General features: G+C 33.5%; 27 protein-coding genes. 1 reads left to right on the top strand and 26 read right to left on the bottom strand.

From position 1 onward, the window contains the following. Positions 1 to 29: 29 nt before the first annotated feature. The 3 genes from B0A65_RS15385 to B0A65_RS15375 form a co-directional block, all read right to left on the bottom strand. Positions 30 to 317 carry a hypothetical protein gene (locus B0A65_RS15385; protein ID WP_074659064.1) on the bottom strand — a complete coding sequence of 96 codons (288 nt, stop codon included), beginning with the start codon at positions 315 to 317 and terminating at the stop codon, positions 30 to 32. 85 nt (positions 318 to 402) lie between these two features. Continuing rightward, positions 403 to 1833, bottom strand: coding sequence for a CCA tRNA nucleotidyltransferase (locus B0A65_RS15380; RefSeq protein WP_074659063.1), 1431 nt, complete (start codon positions 1831 to 1833; stop codon positions 403 to 405). A gap of 14 nt (positions 1834 to 1847) precedes the next feature. Then, positions 1848 to 2222 carry a GxxExxY protein gene (locus B0A65_RS15375; protein WP_074659062.1) on the bottom strand — a complete coding sequence of 125 codons (375 nt, stop codon included), beginning with the start codon at positions 2220 to 2222 and terminating at the stop codon, positions 1848 to 1850. A 395-nt stretch (positions 2223 to 2617) separates the two neighbouring features. Between B0A65_RS15375 and yaaA the strand changes: the two genes are divergently transcribed. Next, positions 2618 to 3376, top strand: a complete 759-nt coding sequence (yaaA, locus tag B0A65_RS15365; protein ID WP_074659060.1) for a peroxide stress protein YaaA — start codon at positions 2618 to 2620, stop codon at positions 3374 to 3376. 186 nt (positions 3377 to 3562) lie between these two features. Here the strand turns inward: yaaA and B0A65_RS15360 are convergent, their stop codons facing one another. The 23 genes from B0A65_RS15360 to B0A65_RS15250 all read right to left on the bottom strand — a co-directional run bounded on the left by B0A65_RS15360 (position 3563) and on the right by B0A65_RS15250 (position 22551). Next, positions 3563 to 5152 (bottom strand): MDR family MFS transporter, encoded by a 1590-nt coding sequence (locus B0A65_RS15360; protein WP_074659059.1) that lies wholly within the window; start codon positions 5150 to 5152, stop codon positions 3563 to 3565. A gap of 4 nt (positions 5153 to 5156) precedes the next feature. Then, complete coding sequence (locus B0A65_RS15355; RefSeq protein WP_074659058.1) at positions 5157 to 6236, bottom strand: HlyD family secretion protein; 1080 nt, start codon at positions 6234 to 6236, stop codon at positions 5157 to 5159. Positions 6237 to 6248: 12 nt separating this feature from the next. Then, positions 6249 to 7580 carry a TolC family protein gene (locus B0A65_RS15350; RefSeq protein ID WP_074659057.1) on the bottom strand — a complete coding sequence of 444 codons (1332 nt, stop codon included), beginning with the start codon at positions 7578 to 7580 and terminating at the stop codon, positions 6249 to 6251. Then, positions 7570 to 8199, bottom strand: coding sequence for a TetR/AcrR family transcriptional regulator (locus B0A65_RS15345; RefSeq protein WP_074659056.1), 630 nt, complete (start codon positions 8197 to 8199; stop codon positions 7570 to 7572). The genes B0A65_RS15350 and B0A65_RS15345 overlap by 11 nt, the downstream gene beginning before the upstream one ends. A gap of 137 nt (positions 8200 to 8336) precedes the next feature. After that, positions 8337 to 8654 carry a type II toxin-antitoxin system RelE/ParE family toxin gene (locus B0A65_RS15340; RefSeq protein WP_074659055.1) on the bottom strand — a complete coding sequence of 106 codons (318 nt, stop codon included), beginning with the start codon at positions 8652 to 8654 and terminating at the stop codon, positions 8337 to 8339. Next, on the bottom strand, positions 8645 to 8887 hold the full coding sequence (locus tag B0A65_RS15335) for a hypothetical protein (RefSeq protein ID WP_074659054.1): 243 nt from the start codon (positions 8885 to 8887) through the stop codon (positions 8645 to 8647). Before B0A65_RS15335 ends, B0A65_RS15340 begins: the two co-directional genes overlap by 10 nt. A gap of 47 nt (positions 8888 to 8934) precedes the next feature. Next, positions 8935 to 9696, bottom strand: a complete 762-nt coding sequence (gene trpA, locus B0A65_RS15330; RefSeq protein ID WP_074659053.1) for a tryptophan synthase subunit alpha — start codon at positions 9694 to 9696, stop codon at positions 8935 to 8937. Between the two features lie 246 nt (positions 9697 to 9942). Beyond that, positions 9943 to 10680 (bottom strand): carbon-nitrogen hydrolase family protein, encoded by a 738-nt coding sequence (locus tag B0A65_RS15325; protein WP_074659052.1) that lies wholly within the window; start codon positions 10678 to 10680, stop codon positions 9943 to 9945. Between the two features lie 10 nt (positions 10681 to 10690). Continuing rightward, positions 10691 to 11326, bottom strand: coding sequence for a LysE family translocator (locus B0A65_RS15320; RefSeq protein WP_074659051.1), 636 nt, complete (start codon positions 11324 to 11326; stop codon positions 10691 to 10693). A gap of 61 nt (positions 11327 to 11387) precedes the next feature. Next, entirely contained in the window at positions 11388 to 11705 is a 318-nt protein-coding gene (locus B0A65_RS15315) for a gamma-glutamylcyclotransferase family protein (protein ID WP_074659050.1), read from the bottom strand. A 23-nt stretch (positions 11706 to 11728) separates the two neighbouring features. After that, positions 11729 to 12910 (bottom strand): tryptophan synthase subunit beta, encoded by a 1182-nt coding sequence (gene trpB / locus B0A65_RS15310; RefSeq protein ID WP_074659049.1) that lies wholly within the window; start codon positions 12908 to 12910, stop codon positions 11729 to 11731. Between the two features lie 12 nt (positions 12911 to 12922). Continuing rightward, entirely contained in the window at positions 12923 to 13555 is a 633-nt protein-coding gene (locus B0A65_RS15305; RefSeq protein WP_074659048.1) for a phosphoribosylanthranilate isomerase, read from the bottom strand. A gap of 161 nt (positions 13556 to 13716) precedes the next feature. Continuing rightward, on the bottom strand, positions 13717 to 14502 hold the full coding sequence (gene trpC, locus B0A65_RS15300) for an indole-3-glycerol phosphate synthase TrpC (protein ID WP_074659047.1): 786 nt from the start codon (positions 14500 to 14502) through the stop codon (positions 13717 to 13719). A gap of 57 nt (positions 14503 to 14559) precedes the next feature. Further along, complete coding sequence (locus tag B0A65_RS15295; protein ID WP_074659046.1) at positions 14560 to 14928, bottom strand: four helix bundle protein; 369 nt, start codon at positions 14926 to 14928, stop codon at positions 14560 to 14562. 13 nt (positions 14929 to 14941) lie between these two features. After that, a complete protein-coding gene (gene trpD, locus B0A65_RS15290) occupies positions 14942 to 15934 on the bottom strand; it encodes an anthranilate phosphoribosyltransferase (RefSeq protein WP_074659045.1) in 993 nt (330 codons plus the stop codon). Positions 15935 to 16022: 88 nt separating this feature from the next. Next, a complete protein-coding gene (locus tag B0A65_RS15285; RefSeq protein WP_074659044.1) occupies positions 16023 to 16427 on the bottom strand; it encodes a GNAT family N-acetyltransferase in 405 nt (134 codons plus the stop codon). A 75-nt stretch (positions 16428 to 16502) separates the two neighbouring features. Continuing rightward, complete coding sequence (locus B0A65_RS15280) at positions 16503 to 17069, bottom strand: anthranilate synthase component II (RefSeq protein ID WP_074659043.1); 567 nt, start codon at positions 17067 to 17069, stop codon at positions 16503 to 16505. A gap of 83 nt (positions 17070 to 17152) precedes the next feature. Next, complete coding sequence (locus tag B0A65_RS15275) at positions 17153 to 17602, bottom strand: hypothetical protein (protein ID WP_074659042.1); 450 nt, start codon at positions 17600 to 17602, stop codon at positions 17153 to 17155. 75 nt (positions 17603 to 17677) lie between these two features. Continuing rightward, positions 17678 to 19078: an anthranilate synthase component I family protein gene (locus B0A65_RS15270; RefSeq protein ID WP_074659238.1), complete on the bottom strand. Its 1401-nt coding sequence runs from the start codon at positions 19076 to 19078 to the stop codon at positions 17678 to 17680. 297 nt (positions 19079 to 19375) lie between these two features. Next, on the bottom strand, positions 19376 to 20656 hold the full coding sequence (locus B0A65_RS15265; RefSeq protein WP_074659041.1) for a hypothetical protein: 1281 nt from the start codon (positions 20654 to 20656) through the stop codon (positions 19376 to 19378). Between the two features lie 198 nt (positions 20657 to 20854). Beyond that, positions 20855 to 21421, bottom strand: coding sequence for a YceI family protein (locus B0A65_RS15260; RefSeq protein ID WP_074659040.1), 567 nt, complete (start codon positions 21419 to 21421; stop codon positions 20855 to 20857). Positions 21422 to 21452: 31 nt separating this feature from the next. Continuing rightward, positions 21453 to 22085, bottom strand: coding sequence for an NAD(P)H-dependent oxidoreductase (locus tag B0A65_RS15255; protein ID WP_074659039.1), 633 nt, complete (start codon positions 22083 to 22085; stop codon positions 21453 to 21455). Positions 22086 to 22089: 4 nt separating this feature from the next. Beyond that, a complete protein-coding gene (locus B0A65_RS15250) occupies positions 22090 to 22551 on the bottom strand; it encodes a MarR family winged helix-turn-helix transcriptional regulator (protein ID WP_074659038.1) in 462 nt (153 codons plus the stop codon). Positions 22552 to 22953 lie beyond the last annotated feature (402 nt).

The raw sequence follows: 22953 nt of genomic DNA, 5'->3' as shown, positions 1-22953 counted from the left end.
TCTTGAATTTTGAGCAGTAATAGACCAAATTAATCTTCTAACCATGCTTGGATTTCTTTTTGAGCTTCTTCATCAGAAATACATTCGCCGTTTTCATATTCTCGTAATGCCTGATCTATTTTTCTTTGCTCTGCTGGAGAAAAAATGCGTATATTTTTTTCATACTTTAAAGCTGGTTCATTTACTTCAGTTGGATTTTCGTCGGATAAAACATAATTATTTTCTTCCAATAAAGATTTTATTTTTAGCAATAAATCTATATCAGTCGTTTCAATTATTTTTTTTATTAAATAGAGTTTTATTTCGGATGTTGTCATGACTTATTTTTTTTACAAAATTAAGTAAATTTTCCTACAATTTTAAAGTAAGGTTTTAAATCTTTGTTGCTTTGTGCCTTTGTTCCTATGCACCTTTTTTTAGACCCATTTTTTCAGCTCTTTTGATTATAAAATCATAAGCAGCCTGATATTCGTTTGGAATATCACCTTCTAAAATGGCTTCTTTTACAGCTTCTTTTAAAACTCCAATTTCTCGGGAAGGTTTTAAATTGAAAATTTCCATGATTTCTTCACCAGAAATTGGCGGTTGAAAATTACGGACATGATCACGCTCTTCCACTTCAACGATTTTCTTGCGGACAATGTCAAAGTTTTTATGATACTTCTTAAACTTTGCTGGGTTTTTAGTTGTGATATCAGCTTCGCATAATGTCATTAAATCTTCCACATCTTCGCCGGCATCAAAAACCAAACGACGAACGGCGCTATCCGTTACAATATCTTGTGCCAAGACAATTGGGCGCGAACTCATAATCACCATTTTTTGCACAAACTTCATTTTGTGATTCAATGGCATGTGCAAACGTTCAAATATTTTCTTTGCCATCTTTCCACCAAGAAACTCATGTCCGTGAAAAGTCCAGCCTTGTTTTTTAGTGAAACGTTTTGTCGGTGCTTTTCCAATATCGTGTAATAATGCAGACCAACGCAACCAAACATCATCTGTATTTGGACAAATATTATCTACAACTTCTAATGTGTGGTAAAAGTTGTTTTTATGGGTGTGACCTTCAATTTCTTCTACCTGATTTAAAGCTGTTAATTCAGGAAGAACAATATCCAGAAGTCCGGTTTGGTATAAAAGTAAAAATCCGATTGACGGTTTATCTGTCGAAAGAATTTTATTCAATTCATCTACAATTCTTTCTCCCGAAATGATTTTAATTCTCTCCGCATTTTTCGTAATGGCATCGAGGGAATTTTTTTCGATTTCAAAACCTAACTGATTGGCAAAACGAATGGCACGAAGCATTCGCAAAGGATCATCGGAATACGTAATACTTGGATCTAAAGGCGTTTTGATAGTTTTGTTTTCCAAATCCGCCAATCCATCAAAAGGATCAGAGAGATCTCCAAATGTTTTTTCGTTTAATGATAATGCCAAAGCATTGATCGTAAAATCACGACGGTTTTGATCGTCTTCAAGTGTTCCGTTTTCGACAATCGGGTTTCTGCTGTCGAAATTATACGATTCTTTTCGGGCACCAACAAATTCTATATCAGTATCTTCAAAACGAAGCATTGCCGTTCCGTAGGTTTTAAAAACCTGTACTTTTGGGTTTTTCGGAAGTAATTCAGAAACTTTCAAAGCCAATTCGATTCCGCTTCCAACGGCAACAACGTCAATGTCTTTTTTAGAACCTCGCTTTAAAAGCAAATCACGAACAAAGCCTCCAATAACGTAACTGTCAACGTTGAGTTCCTGAGATGCTTTCGAAATAACTCCGAAGATTTTATGTTGTAAAGCTGTTTTATAGTTTGTTTGTATAGCCACGAATTCAGTAATTTTTATAAAATAATACGTTTGTGTTCAAGTGAGGAAGAATTAAAGTTTGCTAAAATTGCTAAATGTGTTTTCGAAACTTTAAGATAATTTAGACATTGTGAAATGTGCTTTGGATGCAGAAAATCACTTGATTTTATTTCAAGTATAATTTTATCAAACAAAACAAAATCAGCATAAAATTTGTGATCCAATATGATGTCTTTATAATTTACCAAATATTCTTTTTCTCTTTCAAATGGAATATTTGCCTTTTTGAATTCATATTCTAAAGCATCTTTATATACGATTTCAGAAAAACCTCCACCTAAATTTCTATGAACATCAAATAAAATTCCCATTATTTGATAACTTTCCAGTTGATATAATATTTTTGTCATTGCCTAAATTTTTCCGCCACGAATTCACGAATTTTTTAATTAATTTTTAAAAAGTTAATTCGTTAATTCGTGGCCATTATTTAGAATACAACTTTCAATTATATATTGAAATGTTATTTGGAATTTTATAGTTGCAAATTTACAACATAGAACACGCCTTTTACAATCAAATCTTTACTTTTTTAAACAAATTCATATTTTTAGGATTAAATTCTATTAAAACAAAAAACTTAACGCTGAATTTCACAAATCAAAATCAAAAAAAAGAAATTCGTGAATTCGTGGCGGAAAAACGATCAGTACATATTCACTTATAGAACTATCAAACAAATCAATTCGTATTGCTGTATTTTAAAAATTCAATTTGTATTTTTGAATCATAGAAAAACGTACAAATGAAAATTGTTATATCGCCTGCGAAGTCACTGAATTTCGAAAAAGAATTACCAACTACTCAATATACTGAACCGTCTTTTTTAAAAGAAGCGCGCCAGGTTCACAAAATTTTAAAGACTAAAAAACCAGCAGAATTGTCTGAATTAATGTCTATTTCTGAAAAGTTGTCTGATTTAAACTGGGAGCGTAATCAAAAATGGAAAACGCCTTTTTCTCCTGAAAATGCACGCCCGGCTGTTTATACTTTTGATGGTGATGTTTATACCGGATTGGATGCTTATACTATTCCGTTAGAAAAATTAGAAGTATTACAAGATAAACTTAGAATTTTATCGGGACTTTATGGTGTTTTAAAACCACTGGATTTAATGCAGGCATACCGTTTAGAAATGGGAACAAAAATGCCAGTAGGTGAATACAAAAACTTACATGAATTCTGGAAGCCAACCGTTACAAAAGCGTTGAATAAAGAGTTGACAAAAGGAGAGCTGTTTGTGAATTTAGCCAGTAACGAATATTTTTCAGCAGTTGATGTAAAAACATTAAAAGTTCCTGTAATCACTCCGGATTTTAAAGATTACAAAGATGGGAAATTAAAAATGATTAGTTTCTTTGCAAAAAAGGCGAGAGGTATGATGGTACGTTATATTATCGATACTAATGCGGAAACTATTGATGACTTAAAAGGTTTCAATTATGAAGGTTATCAGTTTGATGCGAATCTTTCTAAAGGAAATCATTTGGTTTTTACGAGATAATTTTTAAGATGCTATGGTTCTAAGTTTCTAAGATACTAAGGTTTTGCCTGAGAGTCGGAGACTTTATCTATATTGTAGAAAGGGATTTCAATCCCTGTAATCTAATTAAAATAAAAAAGCCGGGTAAAATAAATTACCCGGCTTTTTCGTATTATAAATTATAAATCAATTATTATATTAACGCTATTAATGCATTGCATCAGCAGGATTAATCTTGTTTTTACCTCTTTTGATAAAGAGGATAATTGGAATACAACATAAGAACATAATACCTAGATACATAAAAATGTCTATGTACGACATTACGGTACTTTGCTTCATAATTGAATAATCGATAGCCTGATAGGCTTTTTTAAGGGCAACATCGGCGCTATATCCTTTTGACATAAAAGCTCTTTGCATTCCTTGAATACGTTGTTGAACGTCAAACTTTGCAGGATCTAAATTGTTAATTAGATTTACTCTGTGTTCCTGACTAAAACGAGTGATAAAAGTGGTGATAATTGCAATACCAAATGAACCTCCTAATTGACGCATCATTCCGGTAAAAGCGGCTCCTTCACCAATATGTTTTCCTTTTAAAGTTGAAAGTGAAAGTGTGGTAATAGGTACAAAAAGTAATCCTAAACCAATTCCTCTTAAAATCAATGGCCAATACATATGTTCTACACCAGTATCAGGTGTCATACGAGTTTGCATCATAAAGGTAAAAAAGAAGAAAACTAAAAATCCAACTCCTACCATATAAGCTTGCGGAACTCCTTTCTGGATCATGTTACCCACAAAAGGCATCATGAACGCAGTGGTAATTGAACCTGGAATCAATAATAATCCGGCATCCGTTGCGGTCCATCCTAAAATAGACTGTGTGTAAATCGGAATAATTAAAGTTGATCCGTATAATCCAAAACCAAGAATAAAACACATTACGGTTCCAATTCTAAGATTTCCGTCTTTTAAAACACTTAGATTTACAATTGGATGTTTATAGGTTAGCTCTCTCCAAATAAACAGTACCAATCCAAGAACTGTTACTACACTTAATGTTACAATAAGAGAATCATTAAACCAGTCGTCTTGTTGACCATGTTCCAGAACGAATTGTAATGATCCGATAAAAGCCGATAGCAATATAATTCCCCACCAGTCAACCTGATTCGCTTTTAGTTTTTCTCCGTATTTCGGGCTTCTAACAAAAGTCAAAGCCAAAATAGTAGCGATAATTCCTAACGGAATATTGATATAAAAGATATAAGGCCAGGAATAATTATCTACTAAATAACCTCCTAAAGGTGGCCCTAAAGTTGGTCCAACAATTACTCCCATTCCGTAAATAGCTTGCGCCATACCACGTTTTGCAATCGGATAACTTTCGGTAATAATGGTTTGGGCTGTTACAAGTAAGGCGCCTCCACCCATTCCCTGAACAAACCTAAAGGCTACTAGTTCCCAAATATTGGTTGCGTTACCACATAAAAAGGAGCAGACTGTAAATATTATTATGGAAGCCACAAAATAATTACGTCTTCCAAATTGCTGTGATAACCAGCTCGTCATCGGAATTACAATAACATTCGCAATTGCGTATGCTGTAATTACCCACGCCACATCGGTCAAGGTAGCACCAAGACTTCCGCGCATGTCTGTAAGAGCTACGTTTACAATCGTTGTATCTACAATTTCCAGCAAGGCACAAAGTACTGCTGTAATGGTAATAATAACGCGTCTGTAACCGTATTCTACTAAATCGTCGTCTGCTTGTACTGCTGTTGCCATTTATTTATTTTAAATGTACGTCTACATCAACATTCATTCCCGGGCGTAATAATTTTACTTTCTCAGGGTCATTCGTTGGATCTAAACTAATTTTTACCGGTAATCTTTGAATTGTTTTTACGAAGTTTCCTGTTGCGTTATCAGGAGGTAATAATGAAAAACGAGATCCTGTAGCTGGAGAGAATGATGTTACAATTCCTTTAAACTCATAGTTAGGATAAGCATCTACTTTTAAGGTTACTTTTTGTCCCACAATCATTTTGTTTAATTGTGTTTCTTTGAAGTTAGCTACAACCCAAGCCTCATTGTTATTGATGATGTAAAATAAAGATTGTCCTGGCTGAACCAATTGTCCTGGCTGAATATCAACTTTAGAAACCTGACCATCAATTGCAGCTGTTACAACTGTATATGTAAGATTTAAATGAGCAACATCCAACATTGTTTTAGCTCTTTTAATGTTTGCAGCAGCAACTTCAGTTTGTTTGTCAGAAGCTTTAGATTTAGATTCAATTACCGATTTTTGGTAAGAACTAGCTCTTTGTTGTTGCTCTAAAACACGAACTTGATTTTCAGCCTCATCTTTTGCAGATAAAGCCTGTTCGTATTGTTGTTTAGTGATTGTATGTGTTTTGTATAGATTATTATAACGATTGTAGTCGTTAGTAATTTGTCTCAATCTAATTTTAGCACTTTCGATAGAACCACTTGCAGATCTCATTTGAGCATCTGAAACTGAAATGCTTGCATTTGCACTACCAATATCTGCTTTTGCAGCTTCGTATTGACCTTCAGCACCTAACAAAGCAGCATTTGCTTCGTCAATCTTCAATTGATAATCTCTTTTATCGATAGTAAATAAAGTATCTCCTTTTTTTACAAAATCATTATCTTTTACATACACTTTACTAATGTATCCAGATACTCTCGGAATAATTGGATTCATTTTTTTCTCAATCTGAGCATCATCTGTTTCTTCGTGAGACTGTCCGTGTAAGTATTTTGTTATTCCGTAAGTTCCCCCCAATAAAACCAAAACGGTTAGTATAATGATGAATTTAGTATTTGTTTTTTTCTTTTCCATGAGAGCGATCGATTATATTTTAGAAAGATTGAATGATTGAGATAATTGGCCTGATACTGAAAGTAATTCGTAATATTTTTGAATAATGGTTGCTTTAGATAAAGCAGTATTAATTTTAGCATTTAAATGCTCTACATCAGCCTCAACCAAGTCATTGGTGTCAGACAATCCATTATCAAATTTATCTTTTACAAGTCTGTAGTTTTCAGATGCTTGTTGAAGTGCTTCGTCATAAACCACACTTTGGTTAATGGCTAAATCGTAATCTTCAATAGATTTCTGAACTTCATTTTTAATACGATCAGTCAAAATTGCTTCTGAACTTTTTGTTTCTAAAGCCTGGCTTTCGGCAACTTTTACATGTGCACTGTTTTTATAGAGTCCTGAAATATCGTATGACAAACCAAGTCCAAAATTCATTGCATATTTTACAGTAATAAAATCTTTAAGATCCAGTGCTGTATAACCACCTAATAAGGCAAGTGAAGGATAATAACCTGCTTTTGCTATTTTGATATTAGCCTCGCTCGCTTTTTGTTGCAAACGAATAGCCTCTAAATCCTTTCTGTTTTCAAGCGCAACGGCATCAGATGATGGTGCATTGCTTGTTTTTAAGCTAAAGAAATCGCCTTCGTTAACGACCAATTTTACACTTGGATCTAACTTAAGTAAAGTAGTCAGGTAAAAGTTAATATTATTGATGTTGTTATTGGCTTCATCGATAGATAATTGCGTTTTTGAAACCAATAATTGTGATTTCAATAAATCATTTCTTGGAATGATTCCGTTTTTCTCTAATTCGGTAAAATCAGTAACACGCTGTTTGGCTTGTTTTTGATTTTCGTTTAAAAGATCCAATGTTTTTTGAGCTTTGTATAAGGCAGTATAATAAGTGATTACACGCAAAGCGACATCTTCTTTTGTTTTGGCAGCATAAGCACTTTCAGCTTCATACAAATTATCATATGCTTTAATGCTGTTCTGAATTTTAAATCCGGAAAATATTGGCAAACTTAGCGTTGCCATACCTAATAACGCCTGATCCGGAGATGGCATTGGCTCAGCACTTGCCTGATCACTGCTATTATTATGCAGGTCGATTGAAGCTTTTGTCAATCTTTGATATTGGCCAGAAATTTTAATATCTGGATATTGATTGTTTTTAACCTCTTGTAGTTCGTATTTTTTTGAGTTTACCTTAGTGTTGGCAAGCGTAACTTCGTTACTTTTTTCCCAAGCCAGTTTTACGGCTTCGTCTAAGGTTAAACTTGTTTTTTCTTGTGCTTCTATTGATGAGATTCCAATGAAGAAAATACCAAAGAGCAATAATGGATTAATTTTCATAAACAAGTAGCGCTTTTATAGTTTGTTGAATGTGCTTTGTAAGACTGGTTTTAATGTAATTATTATACATTTCTTCTGTGTTTAAATTCAATAATTCCACGAAAAAGGATTTATTCATATGAAAGTGAAAAAAGGTTCCGATTATGGTCGGTGTAAGCAGCGGAATTATAATATCTTTTCTAAATACGCCTTTTGCCTGACCTTGTGCTATAATACTTTCAACCGATTTAAGATTTCCTTTTTTCAATTCGGTAAAGGCAATCATGCTTTTTTCTCTCTTTTCTGAATTGATTTCAAAATGTAAAACTCTGAAAATACCTTTGTTACAACTGATTCTATTAATGTAAATTTCGATTAATTTATTGACTTTTTCAAGAGGTTCGAGATTTTCTTGTAATAAATTTTCGAGTTGTAATTTTAAATCAGATGTTTTGTAAAGAATTAAAGCCTCCAGTAGTCTTTCTTTTGAACCAAAATAATACGAGACCATTGCAATATTAATTTTTGCATGTTTTGAGATATCCCGTATCGATGTACCCTCAAATCCTTTCTCAGAAAATAGCTTTTCAGCAACCTCCAGAATCTGAATTTTTTTATCGTTTAATTCGATGTTTGACATGGTCGTTTTTCTAATCGGGTACAAAATTAAACAAGCGTTTAAATTAAACAGTTGTTTAATTTTATTTTAACAAAAAATTAACATAAAAGGATGTGGTAGTTTTATGTTAATATTTTGATTAAATGAGTTAGAAAAAATTATTTTTCCAGAATGAGTTTTAGTGGATTTTGTCTAGTATCAAAGATATTAGAGACATATACAATTTGCGTAAGTTCGTCGATCCAGTAAATAATTTTATAATTCTTATAAACTAAGTATCTAAAATCTTCAATTCTTTTTGATAATAATTCCTCTTTTTGTCCGCCGTAAGCATTGAATTCTAACGTAAATGAAATATCGACTATTCCATTTACTAAAGTTTGAGCAACTTTAATCCCTGCTTTAAATTTGTAATATTCAAAAATGTCATCAAGTTTATCTTCGGCAAATTGTGTCCAATAAACTGTTAATCCCATTTTTTAATTTTAGATTTTAAGTCTTTTGCAGAGATTATTCTACCTTTTTTTGCATCATCAAGTGATTGATCAATTTCCTTATTAAATTGATCAATACTCATCGATTTCATTTCCTGGTCAAATAACTTTACTTTTTGTTTGTGAAGTATTGTTTCAAGATGAGTGACTATTTCTTCGCTTTCAAGTCTTAGAAATTCCTGAACGAAAGATATTTTGCGAGCTTCTAAATCCATGATAATTGAGTTTATTCAAATGTACGAAATAATTATAAAGTTTTTATTTATCGGATCTCCCCAACAAATTCCGAAATCTTCCCACTACCACTTTCGCTTAAATGCTTAATAAAAGCACTTCCAATAATAGCGCCTTTTGCATATTTCGTAGCTTGATTAAAAGTTTCTTTATTCGAAATTCCGAAACCAATAATTTGTGGATTTTTCAAATTCATGTTTGCAATTCTTTCGAAATAATCTTCCTGAACATTTGCAAAACCAGATTGAGAACCCGTAACACTTGCAGAACTTACCATATAAATAAATCCGTTTGAAACGCTGTCAATAAAACGAATACGTTCATCTGAAGTTTGAGGCGTAATCAAAAAGACATTGATTAATCCGTATTTTTCGAAAATAGCTTTGTATTCATCTGCATACACATCAACAGGTAAATCCGGAATAATTAAACCGTCGATACCAATTTCGGCACATTTTTTACAGAATGCTTCAACTCCGTATTGCAACATCGGGTTGAAATATCCCATAATAATCAACGGAATTTTTACGCTTTCGCGGATGTTCTTCAGCTGATCGAAAAGAATTTGAGTCGTCATTCCGTTATGAAGTGCCGTGGTTGAACTCGCCTGAATCGTTGGTCCATCGGCCAAAGGATCGCTAAAAGGCAAACCAATTTCGATTAAGTCAACGCCATTTTTTTCTAAATCCTGAATAATCTGAACCGTATCGTTTAAGTTAGGATATCCGGCAGAAAAATAGATAGAAAGTATTTTTTTATCTTCTTGTAATTTTTGAGTTATTCTGTTCATTTTTTTTTATGTTTTTCTCCTGCAAGGTTTTCAAACCTTGTGGGTATTTATAAGTTATTTCTTTGCCACCCCCGATAACTATCGGGGTAAAAGATTTTCACTGATTATTGCTGGAAATATATTTCACGCAGATTTAAAATAGATTTAAGCTGATTTGCGCAGATCTTTTTAATTTAATCTGCTCTAATCTGCCAGATCTGCGTGAAAAAAATCTTTTAATCTGTGCAATCTGTGGGTTTATTTTTTTTAAATCTTCGCAACTTTGCTTGTCCAATTATCATTTTTATTTTCGACCAATAATAATCCGGAATCTGAATCATTCATTTGTCCAACTAATTCTCCTTTGTTATTCCAAAATGCACTTTGTCCCGCTGAAGGATAACCCCAGGATTCTCCACTGAAATTTGACATCAAAATATTCATTGTATGTTTCTCAGCATAACTTTGCAAATCGCGATATGCATTCGGAATCCCGTTTGGTGTAAAGAAAATACTGGCGATGTAAATATCAGTTGCTCTTTTACAGGCATTTTCCGGATGTAACGGATTATCGATATCAGCACAAATGGCAAATGAAATCTTTTGATCTTTAATAGTAATCATGGGATTATAATTAAATGAAGATTGAAAAAATTTGTCTTCGCCTTCATGCAAAAATTGTTTTGTATAAATGGAGACCAAATTATCCGGAGCAATAACAAACTCTCCGATAAACATTTGATCTTCAATTTGAATTGCTGCTCCGGCAACAATAATAATATTATTTTCAGAAGCCAGTTTTTTCAAATGATCCAGTCGCGAATCGTCTTTTTTGAAAGCCAGTTTTTGAGCATTTTCTCTTTCGTAACCTGTAATAGACATTTCAGGAAATGCAATTAGTTGTGCTCCATTTTGCACTGCCAATTCGATAAGATTGTAATGATCTTTTAAATTAGCTTCAATATCTCCTCGCGTTGGTTTTGTTTGTGCTGCTGCTAGAATCATTTATTCAGTTTTATTTTTTACTTGTCAATGCGATTTTTATTCCTAATGCGATCAAAACGCCTCCACAAGTTTTGTTGACATAATTTGAAAGTCTTTTATTGTGTTTTAATTTTGAAAAAATTATCGAAGCAAAGTTTGCCAAAATTAAACACCATATTGTCCCTGTAATGGTGAAGGTTATACCAAGTTTAATGAACGGTACAACTGTATTTGTTACGTGTGGATCAATAAATTGCGGCAGAAAAGAAATAAAAAACAAGGCAACTTTTGGATTTAAAACATTTGTAAGAACTCCATCCCGGTATATTTTCTTTAGATTAATTGACCTTTCTGAAACTAATGTTTCTGTATTTAATTGGGATCTGTCTGTTAACATTTTGTATCCAATATATAACAAGTAAGCCGCACCGGCATATTTTATGATATTGAAAACCAATATTGATTTGGCAATAATAAGGGAAAGACCAAAAGCGGCTAAAGTAGTATGAATTAGGGAACCCGTTGCGATACCTAATACAGACATTATTCCTGCTTTTTTTCCTTGCGCCATACTTCTGCTTAATATAAAAATGGTATCATTACCGGGAGTTATATTTAGTAACAGACCAGTTAGAATAAAAGTTTCGTAATTGATTATTCCAGTCATTCTTTGTTTTTATCGTATAAAATTTTCAAAATTCTCCAGCAAATTAGATTCTATAGAGGTATTAACTTTCTATATAAATCCAGGCAATGATTCCTGACTTCAATGTGACTTCAACTCTTTTATAAGCATTAGATTCGAATATGTCTACTTTAGCTAAATCTGAAGGAGAGATGTTATAAACAATACCATGTATAGGGTCTGTAGCATCTTCTGTTGGTACTGCCACCACATAATCGGCCATTCCAAATTCTTCTTCGATCTGCAGACTTTTCAGTTTGTGATTCAAAAGCTGATCTTTAGTTCCAGTCAATACTTTATTAAAAAGCTGCATTTGAATCTGTTTTGACCGTAATGTTCCATAAGAGAATAACTTTTCCATAATTATCATTTTCTCGTTTTATTTTACAACTTAAAATATTCAATATAATTGTCTAAATCTTTATCACCGCGTCCCGAAAGGCTGATGACAACAATATCTGTTGGTTTAAATTTCTTTTGATCTAAAACCGCAAAAGCATGTGCACTCTCAATGGCCGGAATAATTCCTTCTAATTTAGTCAATTGCAAACCGGCATTCATCGCATCATCATCAGTAACAGAGAAAAACTCGCCGCGTCCTGTTTGTGCCAAATGCGCGTGCATCGGTCCAACACCAGGATAATCAAGTCCGGCAGAAATCGAATAAGGTTCAGTAATTTGTCCGTCAGGAGTTTGCATTAAAAGGGTTTTGCAACCGTGAATAACACCTACTTTTCCTAATTTACTTGTTGCGGCACTATGTCCGCTGTCGACACCTTTTCCGGCTGCTTCGACTGCTATGATTCCAACTTCTGGCTCGTGCAAAAAGTGGTAATAGGTTCCGGCGGCATTACTTCCACCACCGATGCAAGCTACAACATAATCAGGGTTTTCACGACCTTCTTTTTCTTTTAACTGCCATTTTATTTCTTCAGAAATTACACTTTGAAAACGTGTTACCATATCCGGATAAGGATGAGGGCCTATCGCAGATCCGATAATATAATGGGTGTCAACCGGATTATTGATCCAATCACGAATCGCTTCGTTTGTAGCATCTTTCAAAGTTCTGGAACCCGAAAGTGCAGGACGAACTTCTGCACCTAACATTTTCATACGGGCCACGTTTGGCGCCTGACGTGCAATGTCAATTTCGCCCATGTAAACGATACATTCTAAGCCCATTAAAGCACAAACTGTTGCGGTTGCAACTCCATGCTGACCGGCTCCGGTTTCGGCAATAATTCTTTTTTTGCCTAAACGTTTGGCTACCAATATTTGGCCAATGGTGTTGTTTACCTTATGAGCTCCGGTATGATTTAAGTCTTCTCTTTTCAGATAAACTTTGGTATTGTATTTTTCAGATAAACGCTTTGCAAAATAAAGCGGACTAGGGCGTCCAACGTAATCCTTTAATAATTGGTCAAACTCCGCTTTAAAATCGGGTTCGCTTGTTATTTTTAAATAATTCTGACGTAATTCTTCTACATTCGGATACAACATTTCGGGAATATAAGCTCCTCCAAATTCTCCGTAATATCCTTTTTCGTTAACATTAAAGTTCATTTCGTTTAAAGTTTAAAAGTTGGCAACATCAAATTTTCGTTTGAAATTGCTTAATAGATTTTTATTTTTTAACCCCGGTTCGATTTCAAATTTACTATTTACATCGATAGCATAAATAGGTAAATTGGTTTTTGATATCTCTTCGATTGCATTTAATTCATTTATTCCGATGCCACCGCTCAAAAAGAATGGTTTTTCAGACTTGTATTTTTTTAATATCGTCCAGTCAAAAGTGGTTCCGTTACCGCCTGGCAATTTTCCTTTTGTGTCAAATAAGAAGTAATCGCAAACAGCTTCGTAAGGTTTTAAAATCTCAAAATCAAAATCGTTATCTGCAGAAAAAGCTTTTATGATTTCGATTTTTTTGCCCAACTTCATTTTTAATTCTTCACAAAATGCTGCCGATTCATTTCCATGTAATTGTACAGCCTGTAAATCGTATTTTGCAACTTTATCTAATATTTCTTCCTGACTTTGATCAACAAAAACACCTGCTTTTTTTGTTGTTTTGAGCAATTCCGGAATCGTTCCGTTAAAATATCTCGCGGATTTTTCCCAGAAAATAAAACCCATATAATCGGGTAGGAGTGCACCTACTTCGAGTATGTTTTCAGGATATTTCATGCCGCATATTTTCAGTTTCATTCGTTGTGTTTTTTTAACCGCAAAGGGCGCAAAGGTTTTTATTTTTGATTGTGCTTACAAACGCAAAGTTCGCAAAGTTTTTTCGCCACGACCCGAACGATAGTGAACAGTCGAAGCAATTCACGAATGAGAATAAATAAATTCGTGAATTCGGGGCTATTTTATACGCTCAAATTTTTAATAAATTCTGTTGCGGCCTCGCCGGCGTTGTCTGTTTTCATGAAGTTTTCTCCAATTAAGAAGCCACTGTAACCATATGGTCTTAATTCTGAAATGGCTTCGATGGATGAGATGCCGCTTTCGGAAACTTTTACAAAATCATCCGGAATTTGTGCTGCCAGCTGTTTACTGAAATCCAGACTAACTTCGAATGTTTTTAGGTTTCTGTTGTTTACGCCAATCATATCTAAACTTGGCATAATCGATTTTTCCAGTTCTTCCTGATTATGAACTTCAAGCAAAACTTCCAGACCTAATTTCTTAGCAAATTCAGATAGTGATTTGATTTCTTCACGGGTTAAAACAGCTGCGATCAATAAAATTAAATCGGCTCCAAAAGCTTTAGCTTCTAAAATTTGGTATTCGTCAACAATAAATTCTTTTCGCAAAAGCGGAATATTCACACTCGCTCTTGCCAAAAGTAAATCGTCAAGTGAACCTCCAAAATATTTACCATCTGTTAAAACCGAAATTCCACAAGCGCCTGCATTTTCATATCCTTTCACGACTTCTTCAACCGTAAAACTATGATTGATAACTGATTTTGAAGGTGAACGACGTTTGTGTTCCGCAATAATTCCGGTTGTACTTGTTCTCAATTTTTGACTTAAAGAAATCGTTTCTCTTCCAAAAAACACCGAACTTTCCAATTGCGAAACCGGAATAATTGATTTTTTAAGAACGACTTCGCGTTGTTTATCAAATATTATTTTATCTAAAATATTCATTGTTATTATAATTTAAAGATTGAAAAATTTAAAGATTAAAAAAATATGATCTAGAAATTAAACATCTATTTTAGTATTTAAGTATTTTATAAAGTTTGATAAGTTTTGAGATATTTCAATGCTTAAATCATAACTTTTTTGAATTTCTAATTGATTACAAAATTGAAGTTCTCTGGATAATATTAGCATACTTCTGACTTCTGCACAACTTCCTTTTGAAATTTTTAGATATCGTATTAATTGCTTGTTATTATTATATTCTGATCCTTCGGCAATATTATTTGTAATGGAGACAATAGCTCTTTTTATTTGATCTTTGAATCCAAATTCTCTTTCAAAAGGTTTACTATTCATTAATGTGAAAATTAATTTAGCTAACTGAATTCCTTTTTTATAGACTTCAAATTCTTCAAAAGATTTAGTCATAATTTTTCAATTTTTAAATCATTAAATCTTTTAATTTATTTAATGCCTTTAATCCTTTTCCAGAAAAAAGACTTTCTTTTGCCAATTCAAATCCTTCTAATGGAGAACATTTGGTAACGGTTGCAATTGCCATTGCAGCATTTGCCAAAACCACATTGTTTTGAGCTTCTGTTCCTTTTCCTGAGATGATATTAGTGAACATTTCTGCTGATTCTTCGATTGTTTTTCCGCCTTCAATTTCAGTTTGAGAGAGAAGTCTAACGCCAAAATCAGAAGGGTTTAACATGCCTTCCATATGTGATGTTATTGTTTTGGTTGGACCTGTTAAGGAAATTTCATCATATCCGTCAAGCGAATGTAAAATCGTAAAATTGATATCCGTATTCTGGTATAAATAAGCATACATTCGGGCTAATTCAAGGTTGAAAACACCTACCAATTGATTCTGCGGAAACGACGGATTTACCATTGGTCCCAACATATTAAAGAATGTTTTTACGGCCAGTTCTTTTCTGATTGGTCCTACATTTTTCATAGCCGGGTGAAATAGGGGAGCGTGTAAAACGCAAATTCCGGCTTTGTCAATACATTTTTCTAAGAATGAAGGATCGTTGCTGAATTTAATTCCCATTTTTTCCATCACGTTGCTTGATCCTGAAATAGAGGATACGCCGTAATTTCCGTGTTTGGCTACTTTAATTCCAGCTCCGGCTGATATAAACGAAGCCAAAGTCGAGATGTTGAAAGTGTCTTTTCCATCGCCACCGGTTCCGCATAAATCGATGGTGTTGTAAGCTGATAAATCAACACGAATACACAATTCTAATAAAGCTTCACGAAAACCCGAAAGCTCATCAATAGTAATACTGCGCATCATGAATACGGTCAAAAATGCCGAAATCTGACTTGGATTATAATTTCCACTTGAAATATTAATCAGTACATCTTTGGCTTCTTCTTTAGAAAGCACTTCGTGGTTGATTAATTTATTTAATATATGTTTCATTTTTTCTTTTAAGTTGCTAAGGTTCTAAGTTACTGAGGTTCTAAGTTTTCCTACTGAGACTGTAAACTGAGACTGAGACTAATAATTGTTAATGTTCATTTCCCTGATAAATCCACATGGGTTCTGTTTTTCCGGCTCTTTCGAATCCGTTCTTTTTGTAAAAATCAACTGCTTTTCCGTCTGCGGTTAACATTTGCATGTGAAAGAGACTGTATTTCTCCTGCATTTTATCGACAATCATTTTTCCAATTCCTTTTCCCTGATAATCCGGAAGCACCAATAAATGCGGATAATAAACAGTCAAAAATCCATCAGAAATAGCATTCCCAAGCCCGATTAGTTTTTTTCCTTCCCAAGCCGTAATTAAAGTCTCTGAATTTAAAAGGCCGTTATATAATTCGTTTGGTTTGTTGGCTGAACTCCATTCATTTGCTTTGTATAAAGTCAATATGTCTTCAATGTTGATTGCTTTGGTATCTGAAAGTGTTATCATTTTTTAAGGTTCTAAGTTGCTAAGAGACTAAGGTTCTGAGTTTTTTTGACTGAGACTGTAAACTGAGACTGAATACTAACTCTTAATCCAGTTCTCCAAGATCAATTTTCCTTTTGGTGTCAACACACTTTCCGGATGAAACTGAACGCCTCTAACATCATAAGTTTTATGTCTTAGTGACATAATTTGCCCATTTTCGTCTATTGAAGTTGCTTCTAAAACGTCTGGTAAATTGGCATCAACAACCCAGGAGTGGTATCTTCCTACTTCGAATTCATTTCCTAATCCGTCAAATAAAAGTTCGTCTGAAACTACTGTTTTTACATTCGTTGCAACTCCGTGATATACTTTATCAAGGTTAGATAATGTTCCTCCAAAAACTTCTCCAATGGCTTGTTGACCCAGACAAACCCCTAAAATGCTTTTTGTTGGAGCATATTTTCGAATAACTGCTTTCAATAAACCAGCTTCATCCGGAATTCCAGGTCCCGGAGAAAGTAATATTTTATCGAAAGAAGCGATTTCATCTATATCAAATTCATCGTTTCTGTAAACGGTAACTTCGCAGTTTAAATCTTCTAAATAGTGCACTAAATTATAAGTGAAACTATCGTAATTGTCTATAACTAATATTTTTTTCATTTTTTTTGAGGTGCTAAGTTTCTAAGATTCTGAGTTGCTAAGTTTTTTTATCTGTGACTGAAAACTGCGACTGAAAACTTTTTTTATTTTTCCCGAACGTATTTTTCTGTGATAATTCGGTTGATGCCTAATTTTTCTACTTTTTCTATTCCTTTTTGAGTTAGCGTATCATTTTTGATTTTTACAACGAACTCAAATTTTCCATTTTCCCATTGACGGTTATTGAAATATTCCAGATTTTCAGTGTAAACACTGTCTTTCAAAGTATATTTTCCACCTCCGCCAAAGAATACTGCTGCTGTGCTGTCTTTTCCGTTATTCAGATCATGATTAAAAAAGGCAAAATGGGTATCATTTATAATTTTAATCATTTTTGTTTTTGGATTGAAAGTTGAGAAAGTTGAATCTTTTTCTGTCGTTTCTGCTGATATAAGACGCCAGGTTCCGATTAACGGAATTGCTGTTGTTTCTTTCTTAGTTTCACAAGAGGCAAAAAGCAAAAATGCAATCAAAAAGGGAATTAGGTTTTTCATGTTTAATTGAAAGATTAAATGATTTAATAATTGAAAGATTCCACAAAATCTTTCAATCTTTTAATTTTTAAATTCTTAAATTTTTTCTGCCATTTCAAGCGCCGTATTCAACGCTCTTAATTTATTATAAACTTCCTGCATTTCGCTTTCTTCATCTGAACTGGCAACAATTCCGGCTCCGGCCTGGCAGTGTAATTGATGATTTTTGCTTAAGAAAGTACGAATCATAATGGCGTGATTAAAGTTTCCTTCAAAATCCATGAAACCTATTGCGCCTCCGTAGAAATTACGGTTTGTTTTCTCGTAATCTTCGATCAATTGCATCGCTCTGTGTTTTGGCGCACCGCTTAAAGTTCCTGCCGGGAAAGTATCGGCAACCACTTGCATCGTTGTAGCTTTCTCATGTAAATGTCCCGTAACTTTTGAAACCAGGTGAATAACGTGAGAGAAAAACTGAACTTCTCTGTATTTCTCAACGTTTACATCATGTCCGTTTCTACTTAAATCGTTTCTTGCTAAGTCGACTAACATTACGTGTTCGCTGTTTTCTTTTTTGTCTTCAGAAAGTTGTTTGGCTAAAACCGCATCGCGTTCATCATTTCCGGTTCTTTTGAACGTTCCTGCGATTGGATGAATTTCTGCTTTTCTGTTTTTTACGATAATTTGTGCTTCGGGCGAAGACCCAAATATTTTGAAATCTCCATAGTCAAAAAAGAATAAATAAGGAGATGGATTGATGCTGCGTAAAGCTCTGTAAACATTGAATTCGTCGCCTTTGAAACCTTGCGTAAAACGACGGGATAAAACCAGTTGAAATACATCGCCCCTAAAACAATGCTTCTTTGCCAAAGCCACATTATGTTTGAATTCTTCATCGGTTAAATTAGAATAGCCTTCTCCTTCTTTGCTGAATTTGTAGGATGCAATATTTCTGGATTGTAATAATTGTTCAATTTCCGAAATATTGTTTCTTCCATCTAAACTATGACAAAAAATATACGCCTCATTTTTAAAGTGATTGATCGCAATGATGTTTTGATAAACTGCATAAAAAACATCCGGAATTAAAGTGGCACTGTCTTTTTTAGCAATCGAAACTTTCTCGAAATAACGAACAGCATCGTAAGAAATGTATCCGAATAAACCATTGTTAATGAATTTAAAATCGTTTTTCTCTGCTTTAAACTGACTCGAAAACTCCTGAATTACTTCCGGAATATTAGTCGAAGCATCGATTGCAATTTGCTCAGTAGATCCATCAGGGAAAGTTTTGGAGATGATTTCGTTTTCAATTTTAATTGTAGCAATCGGGTTGCAGCAAACGTAGGAGAAACTGTTGTCATTTCCGTGATAATCACTACTTTCAAGTAGTAAACTATTTGGAAATTTATCTCTGATTTTAAAATAAATACTTACCGGCGTGATGGTGTCTGCCAGAATTTGTTTGTAGTGTGTGTTGAGTATAAAAGGTTTCAATGTATATAGTTTTTTAATTTTTAGAATATTCAGTTTAGTTTTGACCAAAAAAAAAGGCTTGTCGTGATGACAAGCCTTTTATATTTATAGTTTTACAATACCATAGGAAGCTCTGTTCACGACGTTTGACGTAAATTCTTCCACCACCAAGTATTGTTCATTAATGTTTTCATTTTCTTATTTTGATATCACAAAGATATAAATGTAAATTGGAATAGGAGATATAAAATTTTAAAAAAATCTTTTCTTAATTTGAAAATTTGTTAAATTTAAAAAGAAACGATCCCTTTTAAATGCTTAATTTCCACTGGCAATTGTATTGTTTTGGTTCATTCGAAAGTCTGGATTCCCTTTGATATTAGGCGTTGTAAACAATTCACTGTTTTTAAGTTTGGTATAATCTAAGAAGAATGCAGGATTACCATAAAATTTTTGAATTGTTGGATTTCCAGTTCCGGCTTCACTTATAATTCCGCCATTGCAATTGTTAATTATAAGATTATTGAATGTTATTTTAGACAAATTAACATCCCCATCTCCAATATTTCCTTCTAATAAAACAAAAGGAGTAAAGCCTGAAATGATACTATTTGATAAGTTAAAGTAAGTATTCTCTCTAACATACACAGATTCTCTGACTAAGCCCTGATTGTTTTCTTCCATATTAACCAAAGTAATATTGGTAGCGTCAATCTTAGTCAATTTTTTAGACATATCCGTATTTCCAATTTTATCATAAGAATCAACTTCGAAACATCTTGATCCCGAAATGTCAGATGAAAAAGGATGACGAATGGCAATACTGTTGCTTATATTACATTGAACACCTTGGGTAAAATCGAAATCATCATCTGTAGTTCGGTATGAAATTAGGTTGTTCATAACTAAATCTCCTCCATAACTTTCAAAAGAGTCATCATTAGAATAACTAACCTGGATATTACTCAAAACAGTTTTTCTCCCAACTCCTGCTAATGAAATTCCGTTAAGTTCTTTTAATGAACTCAGTTTTCTGCCGGCATATTCCACTCTTACATATTTTAAAATTCCAGAATTATCTTCCGGATTTTGACCTCCATAATGATTTAACATTGGTTCCAGGTCAAAAGGAAGCGTGTGTAAACCACCTAGTGTATTTATTGGCGCTTTTCCAAGAATAATGAGTCCGCCCCAATCTCCGGGTTTTCTCTCTGAAATTTCTTTATTTGAAGTAAACACGATAGGATCAGTTTCTAAACCTTCGGCCATGATTTTGGCACCATTTGTTATAACAAGTGTTCCGCAAGTTTTATCGTCGCCGCGAATTACAGTTCCGGGTTCAATAGTTAAAGTTGCATTATTGGTTACATACACAACACCTACGAGTTGGTAAGTATTACGTTTTGTTAGTCGTGTGTCTTTATCAATATTTCCGGCAATAATATTGGTTGCCTCACTATATTCTGTTTTGGCCGGATTAAAATTGGTCCAGTTGGTCATCCAGTTTGTGCTACCAATAATTCCTTTTGGCTGTTGTTGTGCTTGTATAAAAAAGCTGCTTAGCAGAGTTAGAATTGCAAATTGTATTTTTGTTTTCATAACTGTGATTTAGTTTTGTAGTTTCTTTTTTTTTAGTTCCCCAAAATTAGAAGCCCAATGTTAATCAAAGTCTTAGCTGTTATTATGAAAGTGTTATCTCAATATTAACAATGTTATCTTTTTGAAAAAAAACATAAAAAAACCTCAATAGTCTTAAACTATTGAGGTTTTTCTTATAATAGTAAGAAGTTTAAAATATTAGAATTTTAAAGCTACTGTCAATTCGAAATCGTCATTGATAGTTTTGTCTCCTAAGTTTTCGAAGAAGTTACCAGAGTTGTATTTGATATCGTATTTAGTTCTGTCAACTTTGAAAGCAGATGTAGCAGTGTTTCCAGCTACAGTGATGTCAAAAGTTACTGGTGCAGTGATTCCTTTGATAGTTAAATCAGCAGTTACAGTATAAACGTCAGTAGATTTAGCTCCGATAGTTTTGAAAACTAATTTTGCAGTTGGGAATTTATCAGTTCCAAAGAAATCAGCTGATTTCAAGTGACCGTTTAATTTTCCTTGGTATTCTCCAGTTAAATCTGTAGAAGTTAAAGAAGTCATGTCAACTGTAAAGCTACCACCAACTAATTTTTTTCCTTTGAAAACTACAGCTCCGTCTTTGAAGTTTACAGTTCCAGAGTGTTCTCCAGTTACTTTTTTACCTACCCATTTGATAGTAGATGCTTTTACGTCGATTTTCTTTGTTTGAGCATTTACTGAAATACTAGCCACCGCTACGAATAATGCTATTGCAATTGTTTTGAAATTTTTCATTTTGTTAAAATTGATTTTGGATTAATAATAATTATATAGTGATAAATAATTCCTCGTGAGATTTTCTAACTTTTTTGTAATGTTGAGCGTCGTCCTCACCATGTCTGTAACCAACAGTTGCAATAACTGAAGCGTTTAAGCCTAACTTATCAAAACCTAAGATTTCATTAAATTGAGCTGCATTGAAACCTTCCATTGGAGTTGCATCGATTTTTAATTCAGAAGCAGCACTTAATAAAGTTCCTAAAGCAATATAAGTTTGTTTTGCTGACCAAATGTTCTTAGCGTCATCAGTTAAGTTTGCGATTGTACCTTTCATCATGTCGCTGAAACCACCTAAAGCTTCAACAGGAACACCTCTTGTTTCGCTAATGTTTTTAATGTAGTTGTCTACAGATTCTGCGCCAAGATTCAAATCATTTGCAAAAATGAACAATTGAGAAGCATCTGTAATTTGAGTTTGACCGTAAGCTGCTGCTTTCAATTTTTCTCTAACTTCAGGATTTTCAACAATAACAACTTTATAAGGTTGTAATCCGTATGAAGAAGCACTTAGTCTAACAGCTTCTTTTAAAGTATTTAAATCTGAAGCAGAGATTTTTTTAGTTGCATCAAATTTTTTGGTTGCGTATCTCCAATTTAGATTTTCTAATAGTGTACTCATAATATTAATTTTGTTGGGTTCGGTATTTTTCTAATAATTTATTTAATAATTCTAATTCTTCCGGGCTTATATTATCAGCAAATAAACGCTCGTGTTCATCTACTTTCGGATCTAATTCTTTTAAAACATCCAGCCCTTTTTGGGTTATCGAAACTTCAATTTTTCTTCGATTGCCCGGGCAAACATTTCTCGTTACATAATCTTTCAATAATAGTTTGTCAACCAATCGTGTCGTATTACTGGTTTTAGCCAGCATACGTTCCTGTATCACACACATATTAGCAGGATTTCCTTTTTGTCCTCTTAATATACGTAGCACATTATATTGTTCTCCGGATAAATCATACGGTTTCATCAACTCGCTGAAATGATCCTGAATTACGTTCTGCGTGTACATGATATTCAGAATAACTTTTTTCGCATTATCCATCTTAACTGTACTTTTTATAACCTCTTCAATTGTCATAGTCGTAAGTGTATAATTTGTATATACAAATGTAAAACTTTTAATAGTTGTATATACAAATGTGATGTTAAATTTTCGTTAATTCAATTAACGTCTATTTTATAACTATACTTATCCTATATAACTAAAGTAAAAGTACTATAAATTTTTAATTTAAAATACTGTATTAAGGGTGTTTAACGATATTTTAAAGTTAGTCGTTCAACTTTGTCAAAGTTTTCGTAGCGGAACTTAAACCCGAAAGGTTTTTTAAAACCTTTTAGAAAATCTAAAATCTAAAATCTAAAATCTAAAATCAATAAGGGCGTGCCACCATCCCGATGAGCGGGCAAACATACTTTGCGCTTATGCGCCCTCTCATCGGTATGCTGTCAGGCTTTCGCTGCTACTGCGGTAGCTTAG

This window comes from Flavobacterium frigidimaris (genome assembly GCF_002217275.1).
Classification (GTDB): domain Bacteria; phylum Bacteroidota; class Bacteroidia; order Flavobacteriales; family Flavobacteriaceae; genus Flavobacterium; species Flavobacterium aquidurense.
This window is presented reverse-complemented; position numbering and strand designations above follow the sequence as displayed.

Excerpts from the sequence above, each read along its gene's own strand:
- B0A65_RS15385 (WP_074659064.1), bottom strand. The coding sequence starts at position 317 with ATGACAACATCCGAAATAAAACTCTATTTAATAAAAAAAATAATTGAA.
- B0A65_RS15375 (WP_074659062.1), bottom strand. The coding sequence starts at position 2,222 with ATGACAAAAATATTATATCAACTGGAAAGTTATCAAATAATGGGAATT.
- yaaA (WP_074659060.1), top strand. The coding sequence starts at position 2,618 with ATGAAAATTGTTATATCGCCTGCGAAGTCACTGAATTTCGAAAAAGAA.
- B0A65_RS15360 (WP_074659059.1), bottom strand. The coding sequence starts at position 5,152 with ATGGCAACAGCAGTACAAGCAGACGACGATTTAGTAGAATACGGTTAC.
- B0A65_RS15355 (WP_074659058.1), bottom strand. The coding sequence starts at position 6,236 with ATGGAAAAGAAAAAAACAAATACTAAATTCATCATTATACTAACCGTT.
- B0A65_RS15350 (WP_074659057.1), bottom strand. The coding sequence starts at position 7,580 with ATGAAAATTAATCCATTATTGCTCTTTGGTATTTTCTTCATTGGAATC.
- B0A65_RS15345 (WP_074659056.1), bottom strand. The coding sequence starts at position 8,199 with ATGTCAAACATCGAATTAAACGATAAAAAAATTCAGATTCTGGAGGTT.
- B0A65_RS15340 (WP_074659055.1), bottom strand. The coding sequence starts at position 8,654 with ATGGGATTAACAGTTTATTGGACACAATTTGCCGAAGATAAACTTGAT.
- B0A65_RS15335 (WP_074659054.1), bottom strand. The coding sequence starts at position 8,887 with ATGGATTTAGAAGCTCGCAAAATATCTTTCGTTCAGGAATTTCTAAGA.
- trpA (WP_074659053.1), bottom strand. The coding sequence starts at position 9,696 with ATGAACAGAATAACTCAAAAATTACAAGAAGATAAAAAAATACTTTCT.
- B0A65_RS15325 (WP_074659052.1), bottom strand. The coding sequence starts at position 10,680 with ATGATTCTAGCAGCAGCACAAACAAAACCAACGCGAGGAGATATTGAA.
- B0A65_RS15320 (WP_074659051.1), bottom strand. The coding sequence starts at position 11,326 with ATGACTGGAATAATCAATTACGAAACTTTTATTCTAACTGGTCTGTTA.
- B0A65_RS15315 (WP_074659050.1), bottom strand. The coding sequence starts at position 11,705 with ATGGAAAAGTTATTCTCTTATGGAACATTACGGTCAAAACAGATTCAA.
- trpB (WP_074659049.1), bottom strand. The coding sequence starts at position 12,910 with ATGAACTTTAATGTTAACGAAAAAGGATATTACGGAGAATTTGGAGGA.
- B0A65_RS15305 (WP_074659048.1), bottom strand. The coding sequence starts at position 13,555 with ATGAAACTGAAAATATGCGGCATGAAATATCCTGAAAACATACTCGAA.
- trpC (WP_074659047.1), bottom strand. The coding sequence starts at position 14,502 with ATGAATATTTTAGATAAAATAATATTTGATAAACAACGCGAAGTCGTT.
- B0A65_RS15295 (WP_074659046.1), bottom strand. The coding sequence starts at position 14,928 with ATGACTAAATCTTTTGAAGAATTTGAAGTCTATAAAAAAGGAATTCAG.
- trpD (WP_074659045.1), bottom strand. The coding sequence starts at position 15,934 with ATGAAACATATATTAAATAAATTAATCAACCACGAAGTGCTTTCTAAA.
- B0A65_RS15285 (WP_074659044.1), bottom strand. The coding sequence starts at position 16,427 with ATGATAACACTTTCAGATACCAAAGCAATCAACATTGAAGACATATTG.
- B0A65_RS15280 (WP_074659043.1), bottom strand. The coding sequence starts at position 17,069 with ATGAAAAAAATATTAGTTATAGACAATTACGATAGTTTCACTTATAAT.
- B0A65_RS15275 (WP_074659042.1), bottom strand. The coding sequence starts at position 17,602 with ATGAAAAACCTAATTCCCTTTTTGATTGCATTTTTGCTTTTTGCCTCT.
- B0A65_RS15265 (WP_074659041.1), bottom strand. The coding sequence starts at position 20,656 with ATGAAAACAAAAATACAATTTGCAATTCTAACTCTGCTAAGCAGCTTT.
- B0A65_RS15260 (WP_074659040.1), bottom strand. The coding sequence starts at position 21,421 with ATGAAAAATTTCAAAACAATTGCAATAGCATTATTCGTAGCGGTGGCT.
- B0A65_RS15255 (WP_074659039.1), bottom strand. The coding sequence starts at position 22,085 with ATGAGTACACTATTAGAAAATCTAAATTGGAGATACGCAACCAAAAAA.
- B0A65_RS15250 (WP_074659038.1), bottom strand. The coding sequence starts at position 22,551 with ATGACAATTGAAGAGGTTATAAAAAGTACAGTTAAGATGGATAATGCG.